The 21628-nt window shown below is 40.7% G+C and carries 24 protein-coding genes, 3 tRNA genes and 4 pseudogenes; 18 read left to right on the top strand and 13 right to left on the bottom strand.

Annotated features, from left to right (window positions below; translation table 11 throughout):
* Positions 1-84: 84 nt before the first annotated feature.
* The 4 genes and pseudogenes from punC to ArsFIN_RS27360 all read left to right on the top strand — a co-directional run bounded on the left by punC (position 85) and on the right by ArsFIN_RS27360 (position 2998).
* Positions 85-1293 carry a purine nucleoside transporter PunC gene (gene punC, locus ArsFIN_RS08145; protein ID WP_034249887.1) on the top strand — a complete coding sequence of 403 codons (1209 nt, stop codon included), beginning with the start codon at positions 85-87 and terminating at the stop codon, positions 1291-1293.
* Between the two features lie 420 nt (positions 1294-1713).
* Positions 1714-2049, top strand: a complete 336-nt coding sequence (locus ArsFIN_RS27370) for a transposase zinc-binding domain-containing protein (RefSeq protein WP_246067175.1) — start codon at positions 1714-1716, stop codon at positions 2047-2049.
* A gap of 9 nt (positions 2050-2058) precedes the next feature.
* Positions 2059-2697 (top strand): annotated as a pseudogene (locus ArsFIN_RS28790) (IS91 family transposase).
* A gap of 10 nt (positions 2698-2707) precedes the next feature.
* Positions 2708-2998 carry a hypothetical protein gene (locus ArsFIN_RS27360; RefSeq protein WP_246067389.1) on the top strand — a complete coding sequence of 97 codons (291 nt, stop codon included), beginning with the start codon at positions 2708-2710 and terminating at the stop codon, positions 2996-2998.
* Positions 2999-3026: 28 nt separating this feature from the next.
* Here the strand turns inward: ArsFIN_RS27360 and ArsFIN_RS08135 are convergent, their stop codons facing one another.
* Positions 3027-3914, bottom strand: a complete 888-nt coding sequence (locus ArsFIN_RS08135; RefSeq protein ID WP_026824077.1) for a hypothetical protein — start codon at positions 3912-3914, stop codon at positions 3027-3029.
* Positions 3907-4767, bottom strand: coding sequence for a thiamine pyrophosphate-dependent enzyme (locus tag ArsFIN_RS08130; protein WP_135677621.1), 861 nt, complete (start codon positions 4765-4767; stop codon positions 3907-3909). The genes ArsFIN_RS08135 and ArsFIN_RS08130 overlap by 8 nt, the downstream gene beginning before the upstream one ends.
* 123 nt (positions 4768-4890) lie before the next feature.
* Here ArsFIN_RS08130 and ArsFIN_RS26270 point away from each other — a divergent pair, with 123 nt between their 5' ends.
* From ArsFIN_RS26270 to ArsFIN_RS27345, 5 genes and pseudogenes are all read left to right on the top strand, one after another.
* Complete coding sequence (locus tag ArsFIN_RS26270) at positions 4891-5052, top strand: hypothetical protein (protein WP_167876673.1); 162 nt, start codon at positions 4891-4893, stop codon at positions 5050-5052.
* Between the two features lie 108 nt (positions 5053-5160).
* On the top strand, positions 5161-5295 hold the full coding sequence (locus tag ArsFIN_RS28170; protein ID WP_276489418.1) for a hypothetical protein: 135 nt from the start codon (positions 5161-5163) through the stop codon (positions 5293-5295).
* A gap of 55 nt (positions 5296-5350) precedes the next feature.
* Positions 5351-5602: pseudogene (locus ArsFIN_RS29135) on the top strand (transposase zinc-binding domain-containing protein); the annotation flags it as partial.
* Between the two features lie 134 nt (positions 5603-5736).
* Entirely contained in the window at positions 5737-6309 is a 573-nt protein-coding gene (locus tag ArsFIN_RS27350) for an IS91 family transposase (protein WP_455708620.1), read from the top strand.
* A 75-nt stretch (positions 6310-6384) separates the two neighbouring features.
* A complete protein-coding gene (locus ArsFIN_RS27345; RefSeq protein WP_246067370.1) occupies positions 6385-6540 on the top strand; it encodes a hypothetical protein in 156 nt (51 codons plus the stop codon).
* A gap of 147 nt (positions 6541-6687) precedes the next feature.
* On the opposite strand, the gene ArsFIN_RS08120 is transcribed toward ArsFIN_RS27345, so the two are convergent.
* Positions 6688-6993, bottom strand: coding sequence for a hypothetical protein (locus tag ArsFIN_RS08120; RefSeq protein WP_135677620.1), 306 nt, complete (start codon positions 6991-6993; stop codon positions 6688-6690).
* 75 nt (positions 6994-7068) lie between these two features.
* Between ArsFIN_RS08120 and ArsFIN_RS08115 the strand changes: the two genes are divergently transcribed.
* A complete protein-coding gene (locus ArsFIN_RS08115) occupies positions 7069-7401 on the top strand; it encodes a helix-turn-helix domain-containing protein (RefSeq protein ID WP_246067385.1) in 333 nt (110 codons plus the stop codon).
* Between the two features lie 155 nt (positions 7402-7556).
* Here the strand turns inward: ArsFIN_RS08115 and ArsFIN_RS08110 are convergent, their stop codons facing one another.
* From ArsFIN_RS08110 to ArsFIN_RS26265, 3 genes are all read right to left on the bottom strand, one after another.
* Positions 7557-8756: an IS91 family transposase gene (locus ArsFIN_RS08110; protein ID WP_135677619.1), complete on the bottom strand. Its 1200-nt coding sequence runs from the start codon at positions 8754-8756 to the stop codon at positions 7557-7559.
* 9 nt (positions 8757-8765) lie between these two features.
* Entirely contained in the window at positions 8766-8945 is a 180-nt protein-coding gene (locus tag ArsFIN_RS08105; RefSeq protein ID WP_135677618.1) for a hypothetical protein, read from the bottom strand.
* Positions 8946-9055: 110 nt separating this feature from the next.
* Positions 9056-9217: a hypothetical protein gene (locus tag ArsFIN_RS26265; RefSeq protein ID WP_167876672.1), complete on the bottom strand. Its 162-nt coding sequence runs from the start codon at positions 9215-9217 to the stop codon at positions 9056-9058.
* 121 nt (positions 9218-9338) lie between these two features.
* Between ArsFIN_RS26265 and istA the strand changes: the two are divergent.
* Together istA and istB are read left to right on the top strand one after the other, a co-directional pair.
* Positions 9339-10042 (top strand): annotated as a pseudogene (gene istA, locus ArsFIN_RS08100) (IS21 family transposase); the annotation flags it as partial.
* Positions 10029-10785, top strand: a pseudogene (gene istB, locus ArsFIN_RS08095) (IS21-like element helper ATPase IstB). The pseudogenes istA and istB, both read left to right, overlap by 14 nt.
* A 45-nt stretch (positions 10786-10830) precedes the next feature.
* Here istB and ArsFIN_RS08090 read toward each other — a convergent pair.
* Both ArsFIN_RS08090 and ArsFIN_RS08085 read right to left on the bottom strand, forming a co-directional pair.
* A complete protein-coding gene (locus tag ArsFIN_RS08090) occupies positions 10831-11406 on the bottom strand; it encodes a thiamine pyrophosphate-binding protein (RefSeq protein ID WP_026821585.1) in 576 nt (191 codons plus the stop codon).
* 610 nt (positions 11407-12016) lie between these two features.
* Positions 12017-12628: a riboflavin synthase gene (locus ArsFIN_RS08085; RefSeq protein WP_026821586.1), complete on the bottom strand. Its 612-nt coding sequence runs from the start codon at positions 12626-12628 to the stop codon at positions 12017-12019.
* Between the two features lie 197 nt (positions 12629-12825).
* Here ArsFIN_RS08085 and ArsFIN_RS08080 point away from each other — a divergent pair, with 197 nt between their 5' ends.
* From ArsFIN_RS08080 to ArsFIN_RS08070, 3 genes are all read left to right on the top strand, one after another.
* Positions 12826-14199: an MATE family efflux transporter gene (locus tag ArsFIN_RS08080; protein ID WP_026821587.1), complete on the top strand. Its 1374-nt coding sequence runs from the start codon at positions 12826-12828 to the stop codon at positions 14197-14199.
* A 164-nt stretch (positions 14200-14363) separates the two neighbouring features.
* A tRNA-Val gene (locus tag ArsFIN_RS08075) sits at positions 14364-14440 on the top strand.
* Positions 14441-14463: 23 nt separating this feature from the next.
* Positions 14464-14540: transfer RNA gene (locus ArsFIN_RS08070), tRNA-Val, on the top strand.
* A gap of 136 nt (positions 14541-14676) precedes the next feature.
* Here the strand turns inward: ArsFIN_RS08070 and murJ are convergent.
* On the bottom strand, positions 14677-16212 hold the full coding sequence (gene murJ, locus ArsFIN_RS08065; RefSeq protein ID WP_026821588.1) for a murein biosynthesis integral membrane protein MurJ: 1536 nt from the start codon (positions 16210-16212) through the stop codon (positions 14677-14679).
* 142 nt (positions 16213-16354) lie between these two features.
* A complete protein-coding gene (rimJ, locus tag ArsFIN_RS08060) occupies positions 16355-16933 on the bottom strand; it encodes a ribosomal protein S5-alanine N-acetyltransferase (protein ID WP_026821589.1) in 579 nt (192 codons plus the stop codon).
* Positions 16934-17056: 123 nt separating this feature from the next.
* Here rimJ and mdtH point away from each other — a divergent pair, with 123 nt between their 5' ends.
* Together mdtH and ArsFIN_RS08050 are read left to right on the top strand one after the other, a co-directional pair.
* Complete coding sequence (gene mdtH / locus ArsFIN_RS08055; protein ID WP_026821590.1) at positions 17057-18262, top strand: multidrug efflux MFS transporter MdtH; 1206 nt, start codon at positions 17057-17059, stop codon at positions 18260-18262.
* 44 nt (positions 18263-18306) lie between these two features.
* The gene (locus ArsFIN_RS08050; RefSeq protein ID WP_026821591.1) at positions 18307-18867 is read left to right on the top strand and encodes a lipoprotein; all 561 of its coding nucleotides are present in this window, start codon (positions 18307-18309) and stop codon (positions 18865-18867) included.
* 223 nt (positions 18868-19090) lie between these two features.
* Here the strand turns inward: ArsFIN_RS08050 and ArsFIN_RS28555 are convergent, their stop codons facing one another.
* Entirely contained in the window at positions 19091-19414 is a 324-nt protein-coding gene (locus ArsFIN_RS28555; protein WP_338023339.1) for a hypothetical protein, read from the bottom strand.
* A 307-nt stretch (positions 19415-19721) separates the two neighbouring features.
* Between ArsFIN_RS28555 and ArsFIN_RS08040 the strand changes: the two genes are divergently transcribed.
* Positions 19722-19811: transfer RNA gene (locus ArsFIN_RS08040), tRNA-Ser, on the top strand.
* Between the two features lie 45 nt (positions 19812-19856).
* Here the strand turns inward: ArsFIN_RS08040 and ArsFIN_RS08035 are convergent.
* Positions 19857-20759 carry a TIGR01212 family radical SAM protein gene (locus ArsFIN_RS08035; RefSeq protein ID WP_026821592.1) on the bottom strand — a complete coding sequence of 301 codons (903 nt, stop codon included), beginning with the start codon at positions 20757-20759 and terminating at the stop codon, positions 19857-19859.
* Between the two features lie 10 nt (positions 20760-20769).
* Positions 20770-21624 (bottom strand): 3-deoxy-8-phosphooctulonate synthase, encoded by an 855-nt coding sequence (gene kdsA, locus ArsFIN_RS08030; protein ID WP_026821593.1) that lies wholly within the window; start codon positions 21622-21624, stop codon positions 20770-20772.
* Between the last annotated feature and the right edge of the window lie 4 nt (positions 21625-21628).

Genomic DNA, 21628 nt, shown 5'->3' with positions numbered 1-21628 from the left:
CAAATAATAACGCTTCACAACAAAAATTCATCTCTTATACAATAAAAAGCGATATTTGATATTATTTAATTTATTGATACCAATATGAATAAAAATAACCCCAATAAACATAATTTTGGCTTTATGCTTTATCTAGCTGGCTTAAGTATGCTCGGTTTTTTGGCCATTGATATGTACTTACCTGCTTTTAGTATAATGCAACAACAACTCAACACCTCAGCAAATACCATCAGTGCAAGTCTTAGTCTATTTTTATGTGGTTTTGCCTTCGCACAACTTAGTTGGGGGCCGCTTTCCGATCGTATTGGTAGAAAACCCGTTTTATTAATTGGGTTGGCACTATTTATTTTTAGCTGTCTAACAACACTCTGCATCACTAATGGTACACAATTACTTATTTTGCGATTTATTCAAGGTATTAGCGTTTGTTCAACAGCAGTCATTTGGCAGGCTTTGGTCATTGATCGTTTTAGTGGCCACTATGCTAAACGGGTATTTGCTACCATTATGCCTTTAGTTGCACTATCGCCCGCATTAGCCCCTCTATTAGGTGCCTGGATCCTTACTAGTAATAGCTGGCAAATGATATTTTTTAGTTTAGCTATCATCGGAATATTGCTTTTTTTGGCCACCCTTTTATTACAGGAAAAAAAACGTTTAGAAAAAACACAGAAAATAAAATCCACCACCTCTTTTATCACCTTCCTACGTTCTGCCGTATTTAGTGGTAATGTATTAATTTATGCCGCCTGTAGTGCCGGATTTTTTGCCTGGCTAACAGGCTCTCCATTTATTTTAACTGAAATGGGATATAATCCGCAGGATATTGGCATCAGTTACGTACCTCAAACCATCGCTTTTATGTTCGGTGGCTATGGTGGACGTTATTTCATAGCCAAAATAAAAAACCAAATCTTGCTGCCAATGATTCTTATCGGTTATGCACTAAGTGTATTGATTATCTTTATTCTTGCTATTTTTTCACAACCTAATTTATTTACTCTGTTACTACCTTTCTGTTGCATGGCTGCGATGAATGGTGCTTGCTATCCTATTGTGGTATCAAATGCATTAAGTGTTTTTCCTAAAGTCAGTGGTAAAGCCGCAGCGTTACAAAATACTCTCCAGCTAGGTTTATGTTTTGCGGCGAGTCTGGCCGTATCTAGTTTAATTACTAACCCGCTGCTGGCAACTAGCGGTATTATGGTTGCTACCATCATTCCACTGCTAATAGGCTACTGGCTGCAAAAAAGTAAAAATTCAGCCAATACCACAACGGAAGCCTTCGAGTAGGAAAATAAATCTTTCAACAAACGCGGGTGAGATTGCTGACTTTGACTAACGAGCATATTAAGCGCTCATTTTTTCAGTAGCCGTCTTCGCATATGTATTATGTAAAATTTTATTTATTGGTGAAATGAGAATATTTAACTTTCTCATTTCGATCAGATCTCATGACTTAAAAAGCAAAATTACCATCCACATTAATTTAAAAAACAAGCCATTCTTTAAATTGATATGAAATCAATGACGGTAGGAATTTTTTTCCAACTTAGCAGGAAAGAGGTTGATGTGGCAAAAGGCCCAAATCCGAAAAGAATAAACAAATCATCTGAAAAAATATCTGAACATAAGCACGCCTTTGGCGTGAGCATCGCGGCAAAGGCGCTCTATTTCTAGGCAATTCCCTTCTCGTCTTTTATACTCTGCTCTATGTACATCCCCAGACCTGCAAAACTGCTATTTCAATACGATGACGGATGGAACCTTTTCATCGAAAATAATCACGTGGATGAATGGCAACTACTCTCTGTCGAAAAGATGCTCGCCTGCAGCACCTGCGCTATGGGCGTTCGCCGTTATTGCTGTTCTTCACCTGAATGCTCTCATTCACGCTTCTTTTGTCAAACCTGTAAATCCAAAGCCTGCAGTGCGTGTGGCCTCAAAGGCACCGAACAGTGGATTGCCCAGCAGCGCCATATTTTGCCGGATTGCGAATGGCAACATATTACCCTCACTATGCCTCACCTGCTTTGGCCTTTTTTTTAACAATAACTGGTGCTTGCTCAACCAACTCTTTCGCTGTGCAACCCGCGCCATACTCAAACACGCCAAGCGCCAAGGCCTCGAATTGGCATTTTTTGTGCGCTGCATACTTACGGTCGCCAACTCAATCAACATCCGCATATTTATTTATCCGTCACGCGTGGGGACTCACTCAATATGACACCTGGAAACCGATTTTCTTTAAAAGAAAGACGTTGAAAGGTCTGGCGCAGTGCGGTCATTCGACTCCTTAGGGATAACTATTTTCAGTTACAACCCAATAAATTGCCTGGCTTCGGGCACATTCGCAATTATCAGACCTGGTGCCGTTACCTCAATGCCCAGTTTCAACGTTATTGGAAAGTACATTTTGCCAAAAAGACACGCGGGGCCTGGCATAATGTGAAATATCTGGGCCGTTATCTTAAACGTCCCCCTATCTCCGCTTCTCAATTGAAACACTACAGCGGCGGCACCGTGGTTCATCATTACTATGACCACCACAGCCAACAATACAGACGACAGACCTTATCCCAAGAAGAAATGATACGGCGTTATGTCAGTCATATCCCTGCGCGACATTTTAAGATGATCCGTTATTACGGTTTTAGCCAATCGCAAACGCGGGTGCTTATTACCGAAGGTGTATGAGGCGTTAGACATGATATCTCCTAATGTGCCTGAAAAACCTGGGTTTGGGGCCCTTATCAAAGGTTTTTTAAATACTGACCCGTACCAATGTATTTTATGTGGAAACCGATTGCGGTTTATGAGTGCGGAAAAAGGAATACACGCCGTCACTTTACTGTCAGAAAGGCGGGATAAAATGGTCAAAAACGATGGTTACAAACCGCAGCCTAGGAGCAGTGTGCCTATTATTAGGCTTTTAGATGATAATTTAACCGAATTACTGTTCTCATGGTTAATCAACGAGAAAACTGTCAGAATTTAATAGAAATATTGAGTTCAAAACACCTCCATTAATGCCTTACTGTATTGATTGAGATTCCTAACCATGAACAAGCATTTAATTCGATAAGTGCAAAAAAATTTTGCGCTGGCCCCAAGCTGCCATACTTATTAAATATTGTTAAAATTCTATCTTGGCTCACCTGAAGAATTTTTGCACTGACTTCACTAACCCAATATATTGGGTCATAAATGTGGAAATATCGAATATCATTAATATCTTTACCTGCATCGCGACACAATTGATAACAGCTATTAAAAATAGTGGTAGGCAGTTTAGAAATTATCGAACTGCCCAACCCAATTGTTTCTTGCACATAATTATTAATAAATATCAACCGCTCATAATCATAGGTCTGAATCGTCTTACTATAAACAAGAGAAATACCCGAATCGTAACTCAGTATGGCACAGGCAGCACCATCGCTTAGTAAAGAATTGATTGGATTTTCAGCAGCAAACCAGTGAACATAATTACAAGCAGCGAGTACAGCTACCCGCTTACAGGCTGGATTAGAAAACTGATTCCAACCTAACTCAAGTGCAGTCATTCCACCAGCCGTTCCCAAACTAACAGGAATAACCGGACAGGTAATATTTAGCTGCTGAACAAAATCAATGACTTCTTCATACAGGATGTTCTTTGGCCAAACCAGACTAATAATAATACAATCAAGCTGATTGACATTCATATTCACCTGATATAAAGCTTTAGATAAGCAATTTACCATTAATCTGGTAATAGATTCCTTTTTATCCAGTCGCCATAAGCTACGTCTTTCAGGTAAATGATCATCATTTATTGAAAATATTGTTTTTTTATCATTTTTTCTCAATATATTTAGCTGGCGATCCGGCAAACTAGCTGCACAGGAAATTAACGAAACATGATTAATCATTTATAAGCCCCTTAATTGTTTCAATCCTATCATTAAGCGGTGGAAATACATTTTTATCAATTTTGACATCAATTACGGCTGGATTTCTATTTTTGATTGCCTCAACCATAACCTCCTGTAATTGCTGAGAATTATTAACCTGATAACCATCAGCCCCTAAAGCTCGTCCAAACAAGGCAAAATCTGTATCTGGTATATCGCAATCGAGGGGTTCGCTATTTAACATTGCCAGCCCCTGACGGCACATATTATAGCTGCTGTCATTCATCACCAACCAAATGGCCGGAAAGCGGTAGTGCACTGCGGTACTAACTTCATTTACCATTAACATGGCACCATCACCAATAATTCCAACCGCACACTCTTTGTTGCCTGCGGCAATACCTACTAATCCACAGACATAATGCCCCATAGTCGAAAATGCAGTTCCTACCCGATAGCGGACTGGTTGAGAAAATTTCAGGTGATGACTAGCCCAAAAAAATGAATTTCCAGCTTCGGCAGCTATGTAGCAGTTATTCTGATTAATGGCGACTTTCTGAATGATATTCATAACATCTACTGGATGGATGGTTTCAGCAGAACCATTATTATTTTTAATAACATAATCAGCAAATTCAACCATCAATGCTGGGCATGGCACAGCCGGTTTATGAATCAGTTGTTTCAACAGTGCATTAAGCAACGCTTCGCTAAAGCATTGAATATCACTGTTAAAAATAATAGCATTGGCAGGAAGATTATTTCTTACTTTATCTGGCTCCATACCAATATAAAATAAATCTGTATTGTTAAATTTTTTTTGTAAATAAAATGCGCTGAGTTCGCCGAGGCGAGTTCCTATAATTACCACCACATGGCGAGAACGTAGCACGCTACGCGTGAGCGGCGCAGCGGTGCTGCTTCGGGGATGTTAATGAGTTGAGTACTGTTTTATACTCTGCAGTAGGTTAATTTTTTTCAGGGATTCATCTCGATGGCTCGCAATAAATCTCCCAGAAAGCGTAAACCGGTTAAATCAGGCAGGCTGCCCGTCACTTCACGTGCCACAGCGCCTGTTTATCCGAAACGTTTTATGCTCTCTCTCCCACCCGAAAATGATGATGACAGACCGCCTGAATTTTTTTATGACACCTAAAGAAGCCATACGCCACTGCCTCCGACTCGGCCCCAATTTTTCTCGACGCAGTATTACCCGCCGCTAGTCACGATTATCAGGGTTTTAAACAACGCCAAGACCAAGCCGATGACGCTGGATACGACTACACTGAGGGGAATAACTGAAAGTCTGCCTGCCGATGAATTCATCACCTATACGGAGCTAGGAATAATCCCTGTTTCCTTTGAACCCTGGGATAAACACACCGATCAACTGGGCTGACGAATCTGGCAATTTCTGTTTCTTTGGCAAGATGCCCATAAGGTAATTGAGTCAGATGTATATCCCTCGTCCTGCTAAACTACTTTTCACCATTGATGACGGTTGGAATAAATTCCTCGAAAAATACGGCGATAGCGTTAGTTCGTGGACGAGTTTATCTGTGGAGCGCATGCTTGCCTGCGGCACTTGTGCCATGGGTGTCCGGCGCTATTGTTGCGCTTCGTCTGATTGTTCTCACAGCCGTTTTTCTGCCAAAGCTGTAAGTCAAAGCCGCAGTTCATGTGGCTTTAAAGCCACCGAGCAGTGGTTAGCACAGCAGGTTCATATTTTACCCGACTGCGACTGGCAACACATTACTTTCACCATGCCACATCTCCTTGGCCTTTTTTTAACAATAACTGGCCGCTACTTAATGCTCTGTTTCGGGCAGCCACTCGAGCTATGCTGCAGTTGGCTCGCAAACAGGGTATCGAAATTGGTATTTTCTGTGCCTTGCATACTTATGGCCGGCAACTCAATCAACATCCGCATGTTCATGTTTCCGTCACTCGAGGGGTTTGGATAGTAAACATAGTGTATGGCGAAGCTGTTTTCAAAAAAAAGGATGTCGAAGAAATCTGGCGAGGGGCTGTTATCCGACTACTGCGTCACAGTTATGATTTAATTAACCCTGGCCTTCTTCCCGGTCTTGGCCATATCCGTGACAAAAAACATTGGCGGCGTTACTTGAGGGCGCAGTACGGACGTTATTGGAAAGTGCACTTTGCTAAAAAAACGAAAGGGGCATGGCATAGTGTTAAGTACCTCGGTCGCTACCTTAAACGCCCACCGGTATCTGCGTCAAAACTGCGGCATTACCGAGGGGGTGCCGTTGTTCATCACTACCATGACCACCGAACTGGCCAGCATCGGCAGCAGACTCTGCCGCAGGAAGAGATGATTAGACGCTATATAAGCCATATTCCGGCCAGGCATTTTAAAATGGTGCGTTACTCTGGTTTTGTCGAATCGTAAACGGGGAAAACTATTGCCGAAAGTGTATAAGGCGCGAGATGACGGCACGTAAAACCGGAGAACCCAGGTTTTTCTGTGCTGATGAAAGGATTTCTGCGTACCGATCCGTACAAATGTATTCTGTGTGGCGACAGGCTGCTTTTCACCGGGGCGCAAATGGGTAAAAAAGCAACGGAATTGTTGTCAGAAAGACTGCATAACCTGGAGAAAAAGCGATGGTTACGCAGCTAAACGCAGGATTAATGTGTCTAAAATAAGGAAATCAGGTTAGAAATTACACTCTCTGAGGAAATGTTAACTGGCACTAAACACAATAAATCGATCCCCATCTCCTTTTTGCAATAAGGGATGGCTTTTGCTACTCACTTTAAAAGCGATTCAATTTCCTAACCATGAACTATCATTAATTATCTCCTCTATTCTTTTTGTAAAAGCGCCTATCCCAGTGGTGCCAATGGAAGCCTTGCTGAATTCGGAAATGATACCTTTACCTCTAGGCGTTGCTATAACAGCCGAATTAGTCAGTTCGATAATTTTTTGAATATTTCTACCTGCATGCCTGGCGCCAAAGCCAAGCCAGAATAAAGATTTTTTTGCTAACAAAAGTTTTGCAAGCATAAAGACATTAGCAGAAGAAACTTTGTCAGTCAGATTAGTTCTGGCTGGCAAGTTGTCACCGATCATGCAAAACTGATCCACTAACGATCATCTAAAACTGATCCACTTGGTATTATTCGCACATTTTTGTACGGATAATTTATGTTAACCAAGGAGATATTTGTGGATATTCATGTTCGCTTTGCACAAGGACAAAGCCTTCGAAAAATTGCCAGTGAGTTGGGTATATCCCGTAACACCGTAAAACATCATTTACAACAACAGACAATGCCAACTTATGCTAAAAGAAGTCAACAACCGACTAAATTATCCCCCTTTAAACCTTATTTGCTTCAGCGAATTGAACTGGCTAAACCTGATTGGATCCCTGCAACAGTCTTATTTGATGAGGTAGTTGAAAACGGCTATCAAGGTGGTATTGCTCAATTACGCCGATTTGTTTGTCAATTTAAACCAAGCATTGTTCATGGTTAGGAAATTGAATCGCTTTTAAAGTGAGTAGCAAAAGCCATCCCTTATTGCAAAAAGGAGATGGGGATCGATTTATTGTGTTTAGTGCCAGTTAACATTTCCTCAGAGAGTGTAATTTCTAACCTGATTTCCTTATTTTAGACACATTAATCCTGCGTTTAGCTGCGTAACCATCGCTTTTTCTCCAGGTTATGCAGTCTTTCTGACAACAATTCCGTTGCTTTTTTACCCATTTGCGCCCCGGTGAAAAGCAGCCTGTCGCCACACAGAATACATTTGTACGGATCGGTACGCAGAAATCCTTTCATCAGCACAGAAAAACCTGGGTTCTCCGGTTTTTTACGTGCCGTCATCTCAAGTGCCTTATACACTTTCGGCAATAGTTTTCCCCGTTTACGATTCGACAAAAAACCAGAGTAACGCACCATTTTAAAATGCCTGGCCGGAATATGGCTTATATAGCGTCTAATCATCTCTTCCTGCGGCAGAGTCTGCTGCCGATGCTGGCCAGTTCGGTGGTCATGGTAGTGATGAACAACGGCACCCTCGGTAATGCCGCAGTTTGACGCAGATACCGGTGGGCGTTTAAGGTAGCGACCGAGGTACTTAACACTATGCCATGCCCCTTTCGTTTTTTTAGCAAAGTGCACTTTCCAATAACGTCCGTACTGCGCCCTCAAGTAACGCCGCCAATGTTTTTTGTCACGGATATGGCCAAGACCGGGAAGAAGGCCAGGGTTAATTAAATCATAACTGTGACGCAGTAGTCGGATAACAGCCCCTCGCCAGATTTCTTCGACATCCTTTTTTTTGAAAAACAGCTTTCGCCATACACTATGTTTACTATCCAAACCCCCTCGAGTGACGGAAACATGAACATGCGGATGTTGATTGAGTTGCCGGCCATAAGTATGCAAGGCACAGAAAATACCAATTTCGATACCCTGTTTGCGAGCCAACTGCAGCATAGCTCGAGTGGCTGCCCGAAACAGAGCATTAAGTAGCGGCCAGTTATTGTTAAAAAAAGGCCAAAGGAGATGTGGCATGGTGAAAGTAATGTGTTGCCAGTCGCAGTCGGGTAAAATATGAACCTGCTGTGCTAACCACTGCTCGGTGGCTTTAAAGCCACATGAACTGCAGGCTTTTGACTTACAGCTTTGGCAGAAAAAACGGCTGTGAGAACAATCAGACGAAGCGCAACAATAGCGCCGGACACCCATGGCACAAGTGCCGCAGGCAAGCATGCGCTCCACAGATAAACTCGTCCACGAACTAACGCTATCGCCGTATTTTTCGAGGAATTTATTCCAACCGTCATCAATGGTGAAAAGTAGTTTAGCAGGACGAGGGATATACATCTGACTCAATTACCTTATGGGCATCTTGCCAAAGAAACAGAAATTGCCAGATTCGTCAGCCCAGTTATCGGTGTGTTTATCCCAGGGTTCAAAGGAAACAGGGATTATTCCTAGCTCCGTATAGGTGATGAATTCATCGGCAGGCAGACTTTCAGTTATTCCCCTCAGTGTAGTCGTATCCAGCGTCATCGGCTTGGTCTTGGCGTTGTTTAAAACCCTGATAATCGTGACTAGCGGCGGGTAATACTGCGTGTCGAGAAAAATTGGGGCCGAGTCGGAGGCAGTGGCGTATGGCTTCTTTAGGGTGTCATAAAAAATTCAGGCGGTCTGTCATCATCATTTTCGGGTGGGAGAGAGAGCATAAAACGTTTCGGATAAACAGGCGCTGTGGCACGTGAAGTGACGGGCAGCCTGCCTGATTTAACCGGTTTACGCTTTCTGGGAGATTTATTGCGAGCCATCGAGATGAATCCCTGAAAAAAATTAACCTACTGCAGAGTATAAAACAGTACTTAACTCATTAACATCCCCGAAGCAGCACCGCTGCGCCGCTCACGCGTAGCGTGCTACGTTCCCGAAGTAGTCGTCCGTTTTGAAACACAGCCAGGTCAACAAATGCAAATCGACTTCACCAGCATCCGGCGAGGTAAAAAATCGCTGAAAGCGTTTGTTGCAACGCTAGGCTATTCGCGTGCGAGTTATGTAAAGTTCTTTGATAATGAACGAGCAGAATCGTGGCAGCAAGGTTTAAGAGAAGCTTTCGACTACTTTGGTGGTGTACCACAGGAAGTATTGTGTGATAACGCAAAATCCCTCATCATCGAACGGGATGCTTATGCAGAAGGTGATCATAAATTACATGTCGAAATGCTTCAAATGTCGAAAGATTACGGGTTTAAATTGAAGGCTTGCAAGCCCTACAGGGCAAAACGAAAGGGAAAGTAGAGCGCTTTAACCACTATTTAAAACAGCTTTATCGTGCCATTAAACACCGACCTTCGTGCTCATAATCTTGAACTGGATATTGAAATAGCTAATGCAAAAGTGGGTCCATGGTTACAACGCGTTGCCCATCAGCGAATTCATGGAACAACGTTAGAGAGCCAGCAGATAGATTAGCTAAGGAAGTTAAGTCTCTTCTACCCTTACCAGCAAGGGTTTGCCAATCTATCCCACAGACTAATACGCTTAATATCCCTATCGTACCGCCCCTTGAATCTGTCAGTTTGCAACACTCAATCAGCGTATACGAAGCATTACTGGGAGGTGAACATGTTATTGCATGAACAAATTGAACACCTGTGTGAGTCATTGAAATTAAATTCTATTCCGACTCATTGGTCATCACTTGCCGAAAAATGCATTGCCCAAGACAAAAGCTACGGAGAGTTTTTACTGTCCCTGTTAAAATGTGAGCAACAACAACGAGATGAACGAACTCGTAATCTTTTGAGTCGGATGGCAGGATTCCCAGCACATAAAGAACTTAATACGTTCGATTTTAAGTTTGCAACAGGGATCCCAAACAACACATACAGGAATTAAGCGCATTAACGTTTATTGAACGTAATGAAAATGTCGTGTTGCTTGGCCCAAGCGGTGTAGGCAAAACGCATTTAGCTATTGGGTTAGGATTAAAAGCAGTACAGGCCAAGAAGAAACCCGCTTTACGGCAGCTGAACTGATGTTGCAACTCTCAACTGCCAAACGACAAAATAAGCTCAAACAATATCTATCACGTTCGGTGATGGCCCCGAAGTTGTTGATTATCGATGAGATTGGATACCTGCCGTTTGGGCGAGAAGAAGCAAACCTGTTTTTCAATGTGATTGCCAAGCGTTATGAGCATGGCAGTGTCATATTGACGAGTAACCTATCATTTGGGCAATGGCCAAGTGCTTTTGCTGATGACGCAACATTAACTGCCGCTATGCTTGATCGTTTACTTCATCATTCGCATGTACTGCAATTAAGCGGTGAAAGCTACCGATTGAAAGATAAGCGGCGCTCAGGAGCAATAACTGAGTAAAACAGTGGATCAATTTTGATTGATCGGATTTAGATAAAAAGTGGATCAGTTTTCGGTGATCGTTGACAGCAAGTTAGGCAACAGTTGTTTTTTTATGGTTAATATTTGTATCTTAGTCGTTAAAAAAACACCGATAACAAAATGATTATTTAATAAAGCGAGTTTCTGAATAACATTTCTAGCTTGTAAATATTCATCCTCATTCTTAACAACAAATACTTTATCCAAATATCCTTGCCCATCATGCTGTACAAGCGCATTGACGTTTCTCACCGTTGTTTCCTGCATCCCCCATAGCCCATCGTGATATTCTGTCGTGATAGCTGAGATAAATATTACTCTGGCTCCATCAAGCTTTGCCGTTTTTAACCCTGTCAATGCATTACTTATTCCTGGGCCTGCCGTCGCAAAAGATATCGCTATTTTATTATGACAAAGACTATATTCTGACGCGCAAAACACACTACCCACCTCGGTGCGGCAATGTATAACATTTATTTTTTTTGAGCTAGAAAGTTCTTGCCATATCGGTACGATAAAGCCACCAGATACCCCAAATGCTAAGTCAACACCCAAAAACTCTAAAAAATTGACTAAATCATGTGCAATTTTTATCTCCATTGTGACCTCTAATAACTTGAATAGATTAGATTTGTTAACATCAGAAATCAAAATTGTAAGAAAACCTCATCACTGCGGTATCCAGTCTTGAATGCCTTCAAGTTGCCTTTTGGATTCCTGTTTTCTATTTACTCTACAATTGTCATTGTCAGCTTTATATTTTTCTATCTCAGTGATAAATTCTATTGACTTATTCACATGAACTTACTGAATGAAGGAATTTACTTTTATTATCAATTGATTATGCAAATAAAATTCAGAGAACAATAAGTTGGCGATTGCATGCTATAGCGCAGTTATATTTTATCCACAAAGATGTTTTTAAGTGATCCAATAACCTATGCAAGGAGGAGGAGAGAAAAAACAATTATCAAACTTAATACTGGCAACACATTTTTAGTAAGACGATTTTTCGTGTAGTGAAGAGCTTATTTGCCGAGCTACACTTAACAACAAATAAGTAAATTAGAGACAAAAAAGCCCTTTCGGCATTAACCTTGTTTGAATAAGAAGAAACCGTTACCTACTGTTTATCAGATCCTGCCTCTTCTTTTAACAATTACTTAACCTAATTAAAATGGCGCGGCGACAGGCTTAATACAGCTCACGATTATATTTTTTGTGCCATCACCCGTTCAACAGTATCAACTACCGCTTGGGTATGAGCATCAATTTCTATATTAACTTTTTCACCAAGACGCTTGTCTGCCAGCGTGGTACGCGCAATGGTTTCTGGGATCAGATGGACGCAAAAACGATTATTAACCACATCCCCGACTGTTAAGCTGATTCCATCAACACCAATAAATCCCTTATGCAGAATATATTTCATTAATTGTTTATCATGCACATAAAACCAAATTTGCAGATTATTTTCAGCTTTGAAAATCTTAGCAACTTCGGCGGTAGTAATAATATGACCCGACATAACATGGCCACCAATTTCATCACCATATTTTGCTGATCTTTCTAAATTAATCATATCGCCTAGTTTTAAACTGCCTAAGTTTGTTAGTCGCAAAGTCTCCTTCATTAAATCAAAACTCACCTTATCCCCATTGATATGGGTAACAGTTAAACAGCAGCCATTATTAGCCACAGAGGCGCCTGTTTCTAAACCAGCGAGTAATTCACTAGGGAATTGGATAGTATAAGTACGAAAATTAACGCTATCTTCAACCGCAATTAATGTTCCTTTTCCTTTCACAATGCCTGTAAACATATCTTGAGTTCCCAACTTTAATAAAAGATTAGTCATCATTCTACGTCAGTTATGCTAGATAAGCACTCTAGAAACATAAAATATGGTAGCTTTCTATCTATTTATGGCGATAACTTTACCAAATCGATACAATAAGTAGATTTTTAACGGATCAATTCCTTTTCCGGCTTCTCTTCATTTTTTATAAGGTATGGTGGGTGAATAAATATTTTAAAGAGGCACAAAGCCTATTAGCATTGGGTATTCCGATTATTCTTGCTCAATTCTCACAAACCGCAATGGGTTTTGTCGATACAGTAATGGCAGGCAAAGTTAGTGAAACTGATATGTCTGCTGTTGCGGTAGGAACGTCTATTTGGTTACCTGCTATTTTGTTTGGCCACGGTTTATTAATGGCTTTAACCCCCGTGGTAGCGCAATTAAATGGTTCAGGCCGCCGTCAAGTTATCGGTAATCATATACAACAAGGCTTATGGCTAGCTTTCTTTTTATCACTTTTGGTCATTGGTGTTATTTATAACGCCCATCATATTATAAATAATATGCCTAATATTGATCACGAACTGGCAAATAAAGCGGTGCGGTTTTTACATGCCATTATGTGGGGAGCACCAGGCTATCTTTTTTATCAAGTTTTACGTAGTCAGTGCGATGGATTATCTAAAACAAAACCGGGTATGTTTATAGGTTTCCTTGGTTTATTTATCAACATACCGATCAACTATATTTTTATCTATGGTCATTTTGGTGCACCGGCACTGGGTGGTGTCGGTTGTGGTGTAGCCACTGCCTCAGTATATTGGGCAATGTTCTTTTTTATGCGCTGGTATATCCGCCATACTCCTACACAACGCGACATCCGCGCTAACAAACAATTTGCCTTACCCGACTTCTCTTTATTAAAACGTCTGTTCGCGCTAGGTTTACCTATTGGTCTAGCTTATTTCTTTGAAGTGACGCTTTTTGCTATTGTAGCCTTATTGGTCGCGCCATTAGGCATTATTGCTGTTGCAGGACATCAAGTGGCTTTAAATTTTAGTTCATTAATGTTTATGTTTCCTATTTCTCTTGGTATGGCTGCAACGATTCGTGTTGGTTATAATTTAGGCGGCGCTTCAACTAAAAACGCAAAAACATCCGCCTATGCTAGTATTATGGTCGGTTTAACGGTAGCTTGCTGCACCGCACTTGTGACAGTGTCACTCAGGGAACAGATCGCATTAATGTATAATCGCAATCCAGAAGTGGTCCTTTTGGCGTCACAATTAATGTTATTCGCTGCAATCTATCAGATTTCCGATGCCATTCAGGTAATTGGTGCCGGTATATTACGCGGCTATAAAGATACCCGTTCGATTTTCTTTATCACTTTCATTTCTTACTGGTTGCTCGGTTTGCCAACAGGTTATCTACTTGGTTTAACTGACTTTATTGTGCCACACCTGGGGCCTAAGGGTTTCTGGATTGGTTTTATTATTGGCTTAACGGCATCCGCTATCATGATACTTTCTCGCATATTATGGCTTCAACGCCAATCAGACGAGTTTGTGTTAAAGCATTCAACTCGATAACTATTTAGTCAAACGGGCACAAGGTATAAACAATGAAAATTGTTCTTTTATGCTAAATAGCATTAAATACGAGCAGTTAGACGTGAAATTGTATTTTTCCCTTGCCAGAATGGAAACTGCCCGTTAATATTCGTTTCCACATTGTCGCCATAGCAATTCTTATTGCGTCCGTAGCTCAGCTGGTTAGAGCACCACCTTGACATGGTGGGGGTCGGTGGTTCGAGTCCACTCGGACGCACCAATTGTTAGCGATATCTTTCTAGTGCGTCCGTAGCTCAGTTGGTTAGAGCACCACCTTGACATGGTGGGGGTCGGTGGTTCAAGTCCACTCGGACGCACCAAATCTATCTATTCCCAATGCTATTTTCAGATTATATAGTCAGTAAGCTTATCGGTTTCGATGGGTAATAAAAAAGCGCGTTAACGCTTTTTTACTCTATATAATCACTTAATCAAATCTATTTGTCGCTTAGTGAACTAAATAGCCCGCTGTGAAAAGTCTCGCAAACGAAAACCAAAAACAAATAATGCCGCAAAATAACTTATTGCACCGGCGAAAACCACCAATAATAACCGCATAATCCGCATCAACATATTTCCCTGCTCCCACGCCGGCATAAAATTTAATACCAGTAATAATACTGCGACCATAACCATTAAAGCGGCCACTAATTTGACCAAGAATTTCCCCCAGCCAGCTAGTGGGATAAAAATTGCCTGGCGGCGTAATTGCCAATAAAGCATCAAAGCATTAAAGCATGCCGCTAAGCCGATTGATAAGGCTAATCCAGCATGTTTAAGCGGGCCAATAAAAGCAAGGTTCATTAATTGTGTCAAGATTAAGGTAATAATCGCGATTTTGACCGGTGTTTTAATATCTTGTCTCGAATAGAACCCAGGCGCTAATACTTTAACGATAATTAACCCCATTAAACCGACACAGTAGGCAATTAAGGCCCGCTGAGTCATTACCGCATCGTAGCCGGTAAAATTGCCATACTGAAAAAGGGACACCGTTAATGGCTGAGCTAAAATAGCCAATGCAATAGCGCAAGGTAGTGCTAATAAAAAGCAAAGCCGTAATCCCCAGTCCATTAAACGCTGATATTCTTGGTGATCACCAGTGGAGAAACTTTTCGCCAAAGAAGGTAATAAAATAGTACCTAGGGCCACCCCTAAAACCCCGGTAGGAAGTTCCATTAATCGGTCTGCATAATACATCCACGACACAGAACCTGATTGTAAAAATGAAGCAAAAATAGTATTAATAATTAACGAAATTTGGCTTACTGAAACACCGATAATCGCCGGCCCCATTAACTTCATTACTCGCCACACACCGCTATTACGCAAAGAGATACGCGGTAACACTAACATACCTATTTTTTTTAAATAAGGTAATTGATACAGCAATTGTAAAATACCACCAGCAAAAACCCCCCACGCTAACGCGATAATAGGTGGTTCACAATAGGGAGCTAACAACAGTACTGACATAATCATACTGATATTAAGTAAGGTAGGGGCAAAAGCAGGAACAGAAAAACGGTTCCAAGTATTTAAAATAGCTCCCCCCAACGAGACTAAAGAGATTAACAAAATATAGGGAAAAGTGATTCTCAATAAACGAACGGTTAAATCGAATTTATCCGGTGTATCAGTAAAACCGGGTGCGGTTATATAAATAATCCAAGGAGCCGCTAATATCCCTGCCAATATAACGATGGCCAAAATCAAGGTCAATAAACCAGAAACATAAGCAATAAATGTGCGAGTGGCTTCATCACCCTGCTGATTTTTATATTCTGCTAAGATAGGAACAAATGCTTGGGAAAATGCGCCTTCGGCAAAAATTCGGCGCAAAAGATTCGGCAATCTAAAAGCAACAAAAAAAGCGTCTGTCGCCATACCAGCACCAAAAAAACGGGCAATAATCGCATCACGAATAAAGCCTAATATTCGGGAAAACATAGTCATAGAGCTTATCGCTGCTAACGATTTTAGTAGATTCATGCAATATCTTTATTAATGATGACCATAATAGATTGATAAAGTGTATCAGCGACCTGTAAGCATGACCATGAATTAGAATAACTATTTTTACTAAACTGCAGATAAAAATCAGTCATTATTATGCTGGTTTTATTTTGCAAAATTATTCTTGGTTACTTTTGGTAATCAGAGACATTAAAATATGATCGCGCCATTCACCATTAATTTGTAAATAAGCTTTCGCATATCCCTCTGGTTTGAAACCTATCCTTTTCAGTAAATTACCACTACGATGGTTATGTGGCATATAATTTGCCATAATTCTATGCATCTGCTGCTGATATTGCATAAAATGAATTGTGGGTATTAATGCTTCATACATTAACCCCTTTCCTTGCCATATTTCACACATTGAATAACCAAGATAACAAGCCTGAAAAGCCCCTCGGATAACATTGCTAAAATTAATCACTCCGATAACTTCAGTCTCACATTTATCTAACAACAGGAAATGAAAAGCACTTTTTCTACGATGCATTTCTGCCATAATATGCAAACGTTTACTCCAGGCTGAAAGCTGATAATAACTACTATCCCGAATGGGTTCCCAAGGCTTTAAAAAATTTTCGTTCCGGCAATAGTAATTAACCAGACGATTAGCATCGGTTTCACAAGCTAACCGTATGATCAAACGTTCAGTAATAAAATAACATTCAGGCTCTCTGATTCGATATCCAAACATCTCGGCCAACTCCAGGATATTTGTGCTGAATATAAATATATTTTGTTTTTACAATAGTAAGTATATCTAATCTACTAGTATTATATTTACAAAATATCACTATGCGATACCCAATGGTGCTTAATGTCTCCAGTAACAAAAGCGCGAAACCTCGGTAAATATTTTCTTTTACTCGATAATATGTTAGTCGTATTGGGGTTTTTTGTCGTATTTCCATTAATATCGATTCACTTTGTTGAACAATTAGGTTGGCCTGGCTTAGTGGTTGGTTTTGCCCTTGGCCTTAGACAAATATTCCAACAAGGTTTAGGTATTTTCGGCGGCGCAATAGCCGATCGTTTTGGCGCTAAGCCAATGATAGTGCTAGGCATGTTGTTACGTGCTGTCGGTTTTGCTTTAATGGCAATGGCTACTGTTCCCTGGATTTTGTGGTTATCCTGCATTCTATCCGCCTTAGGCGGAACTTTATTTGATCCTCCTCGTACGGCTTTAGTCATTAAGCTAACCAAACCCCATGAACGAGGTCGCTTTTATTCATTATTATTAATGCAAGATAGTGCCGGCGCGGTGCTCGGTGCCCTACTAGGTGGCTGGCTTTTACTGTATGATTTTCAGTTTGTTTGTTGGACGGGTACAACAATTTTTATTATCGCGGCCATTTCAAACGCCTGGTTGTTGCCTGCTTATCGTATCTCAACTAGCCGAACACCGATTCGTATCGGTATGAGTAAAGTTTTTCGCGATCAACGCTTTATAAAATACATCCTTACTCTGACTGGCTATTTTATTTTGTTCGTGCAAGTGATGTTGATGTTTCCAATTGTCGTTAATGAAATAACCGGTTCACCGACCGCCATTAAATGGATGTATGCCATTGAAGCGATTATCTCTTTAACCTTACTCTATCCAATCGCCCGTTGGAGTGAAAAGCATTTTCGCCTCGAGCAACGGTTAATGACTGGTTTACTTCTTATGAGCATGGCCATGCTGCCCATTGGCTTTACCCATTCACCGACGCTACTTTTTGCCCTGATCAGTTTGTTCTATTTAGGTACTATCACTGCTGAGCCAGCACGTGAAACATTAAGTGCTTCACTGGCAGATCCTCACGCTCGCGGCAGTTATATGGGTTTTAGCCGATTAGGCCACGCTTTAGGGGGTGCAATAGGCTATATTGGTGGCGGTTGGCTATATGATATCGGATATCAGTGGGATTTACCGGCACTACCTTGGCAGCTATTAAGCATAATAGGATTATTAACCTTATGGGCTTTGTACCAACAATTTAATCAGCAGCAAAACAAAACTATCATCAATAACGATGAATAATTGTGTACAATCTTGCTATCAAAGTTACAGGAGAAAAACAAAATATGAAGCATTTTTTTACCGCAGTACTATTGTTACTCTGTGGAGTGATAGCTGGATGCGATCAATTAACCGAATTCAATATTAGTGAAGACACCATTAATAACTATCTGATCAAACATACTCACTATAGTAAAAAAATAGGCATTGCTGGACTTGCTGATGCCAGTATCGATTTAGCTAATCTTGCTGCTCAAATAGGTCGAACTGAGCCGAATAAAATCACCTTAACGGGCGTAGCTAAAATTAACCTTGAAACCCTATTTGGTTCAACACAGGCCGAAGTGTCTTTAGCTATCACTTCACTGCCCTATTTTGATGTTGATACAGGCGCCATCTATTTAAAGCAGCTAGAAATTTCTGATCACAAGATCACTCCAGAAAAAATGGCCAGCACAATTAGTCCAATACTGCCGATTGTTAATAACTCCTTAAAAACTTATTTTGAAAAAAATCCTGTCTATTTATTACAACCAGAAAAAAGTAAAGCAGAAGCATTAGCCAAAAAAATTGCCAAAGGGCTTAAAGTCAAACCGGGTAAGCTAGTTATACCATTAGTAGAATGAGCACATTAGCAACCATCAAATAGCCAATAAGGTATAACAGGCGCTCTATTCTCGCCTGTTAGATTTTAACATTAAGTGACGGCGTCACTAATTATCCGCCAACTCTTCACGCAATGCGACTAAAGCTTCACGCGTTATCATGACTAAAGTAGGATAAAAATTACTTACTGCATGGGTTTCTACTTGGCTAAAAAATAATTCGCTGGCAGGTAAAATAAACTGATCAAATAACTGAATTTGGGTTAATAACGGATCCCTGCACCGCATTATCTTCCAACCAAGATGCTGCCAATAACAAAGCAGCGAAACGATCAGCTTTTTCCGCTGATAGCGGTATGCCATTTGCGAGTAAAAATTCTTTAACTGCCGTTGCGGATATTTCACTATATTGACTAATACTGTCAGCAATAGCAGAAGTAGGATCAAGAAATAGTTGCTTAAAATCTTTAATCACTAACGCCAGATCCTGACTGCTAGCCGCTAATTGGGTTAATAATTCATCTTGCTCTAAAGGCCATGACAATTTCAATTGATCTTGCATAATCAATTCAAATAGCGGTTTAATAACAGGATCCTCTGGCGAGCGATTAAAGAGGGTTCCGAGTATTCGGCAAATCACGGAAAATTCATTGATTCTTATTTCCAACTTATGCTATATATTTAATAATTTTACTTATTAATAAGGACAATAAAACATTAACTCGCAATATCGAATATATTTTCAACAGATTGTTCTTTATTTATCTGGTTAACTACAAAAAGAGGCAAAAGTTGCAATATATTATTGACGGTTAGTCTGCTTTTTCCTATAGTAGCGCCCCGTCATACTAGTATCCTATATTAGGATGATAAACGGTGAGGTGTCCGAGTGGCTGAAGGAGCACGCCTGGAAAGTGTGTATACGTGAAAACGTATCGAGGGTTCGAATCCCTCCCTCACCGCCATATAAAATGTCTTTCTGCAACTATTTAAATTCCCCCACCACACATTCATACCGCCGATCCCTGTCCGCCATAACGACTAAGATATTGATATAACGCATTCATACCTAACCAACGATTTGCACACCAATCTGGCGCAAGTAAAGTCGGCTTACGGGCATTGGCACAGATCCGATGATAAATAATATTTTTTGGTGTATGACGGATCATTTCTCCGGCTTTTTCAACATATTCAGTTAATTCAAGTGATAACAAACGTCCTGCTCGCCAAGCTTTCGCCATTGTACTACCATCAACGATATGTAATGGATGCAATTTAATACCATCGACACCGGTATCAATGACGCGAGATATGGTTTGCAGATTTTCTTTAGTAGTTTCGCCTGGCAGCCCAACAATTAAATGCACACAAACATTTAATCCCTTTTTGCCCGCCATTCGAGCTATTTTTTGATAGCTGGCAAAATCGTGACCTCGATTGATCTTTTTTAGGGTTTTATCATGGGATGTTTGTAAACCAAGCTCTAACCAGATTTCATATCCTTGCTGCTGATATTCGACTAATAAATCCAATACCGGTTGCGAAACACAATCCGGTCGAGTACCGACACAAAGTCCAACAATATTAGCCTGATTTAATGCCTGTTGATATAGCACCTTTAAAATAGCAACCTCAGCATAGGTATTGGTATAAGCTTGAAAATAAGCCAAATAACGTTGAGCACGATGGATTTTTTTTACTTTTTGCGCGATCTGTTGCTGGATGGAAAACTGCTGTTGTTGTTCGTCGGAAAAAGAGGCAACATTACAAAAGGTACAGCCGCCACGTCCTAATGAGCCATCCCGATTAGGGCAATTAAAACCACCATGCAAACTGATCTTGTGAATTTTTTCACCATAGCGGCGCTGAAGATCAGCGCCAAACATAGTAACAACCTCATTTAACTGCATAAAATAACAATTAATTAGCGGTGTCTAATTGGGTAAAACTTTTCACCAAATCATCGATGGCTTTAACCTGTTCAAGAAAAGGCGCTAATTTTGTTAATGGCAGTGCCGATGGCCCATCACATTTAGCGTTAGTTGGATCTGGATGTGCTTCCAAAAATAATCCCGCTAAACCGACCGCCATACCTGCTCTTGCCAACTCAGCAACCTGTGCACGACGACCGCTGGAAGCAGAACCAAAAGGATCACGGCATTGCAATGCATGAGTAACATCAAAGATAACTGGCGAACCTTTTGATACATTCATCATAACGTTGAAACCTAACATATCGACGACCAAGTTATCATAACCAAAATTTACTCCGCGATCACAGAGGATAACCTTTTCATTACCGGCTTCTTTAAATTTCTCAACGATATTTCCCATTTGACCGGGGCTAATAAATTGGGGTTTTTTAACATTAATAACCGCACCGGTTTTTGCCATCGCTTCAACTAGGTCAGTTTGCCGGGCTAAAAAAGCCGGTAGTTGAATAACATCGACCACTTCAGCCACTGGTGCTGCTTGCGCTGGTTCATGAACATCAGTAATGACTTTAACACCAAATGTTTGTTTGATTTCTTGAAAAATTTTCATTCCTTCATCGAGCCCTGGGCCCCGATAAGAATGAATTGAAGAACGGTTCGCTTTGTCGAAGGAGGCCTTAAAAACATAAGGAATGTTAAGCTTGTCTGTTACGGTGACATAATGTTCGCAAATTTTCATTGCCAGATCACGCGATTCAAGCACATTCATCCCACCAAATAAAACAAATGGTAGATTATTTGCCACTTTAATATCATCAATGGCGACGACTTTATATTGCATGCTC

The organism is Arsenophonus nasoniae, from assembly GCF_004768525.1.
Lineage (GTDB): Bacteria > Pseudomonadota > Gammaproteobacteria > Enterobacterales > Enterobacteriaceae > Arsenophonus > Arsenophonus nasoniae.
This window is presented reverse-complemented; position numbering and strand designations above follow the sequence as displayed.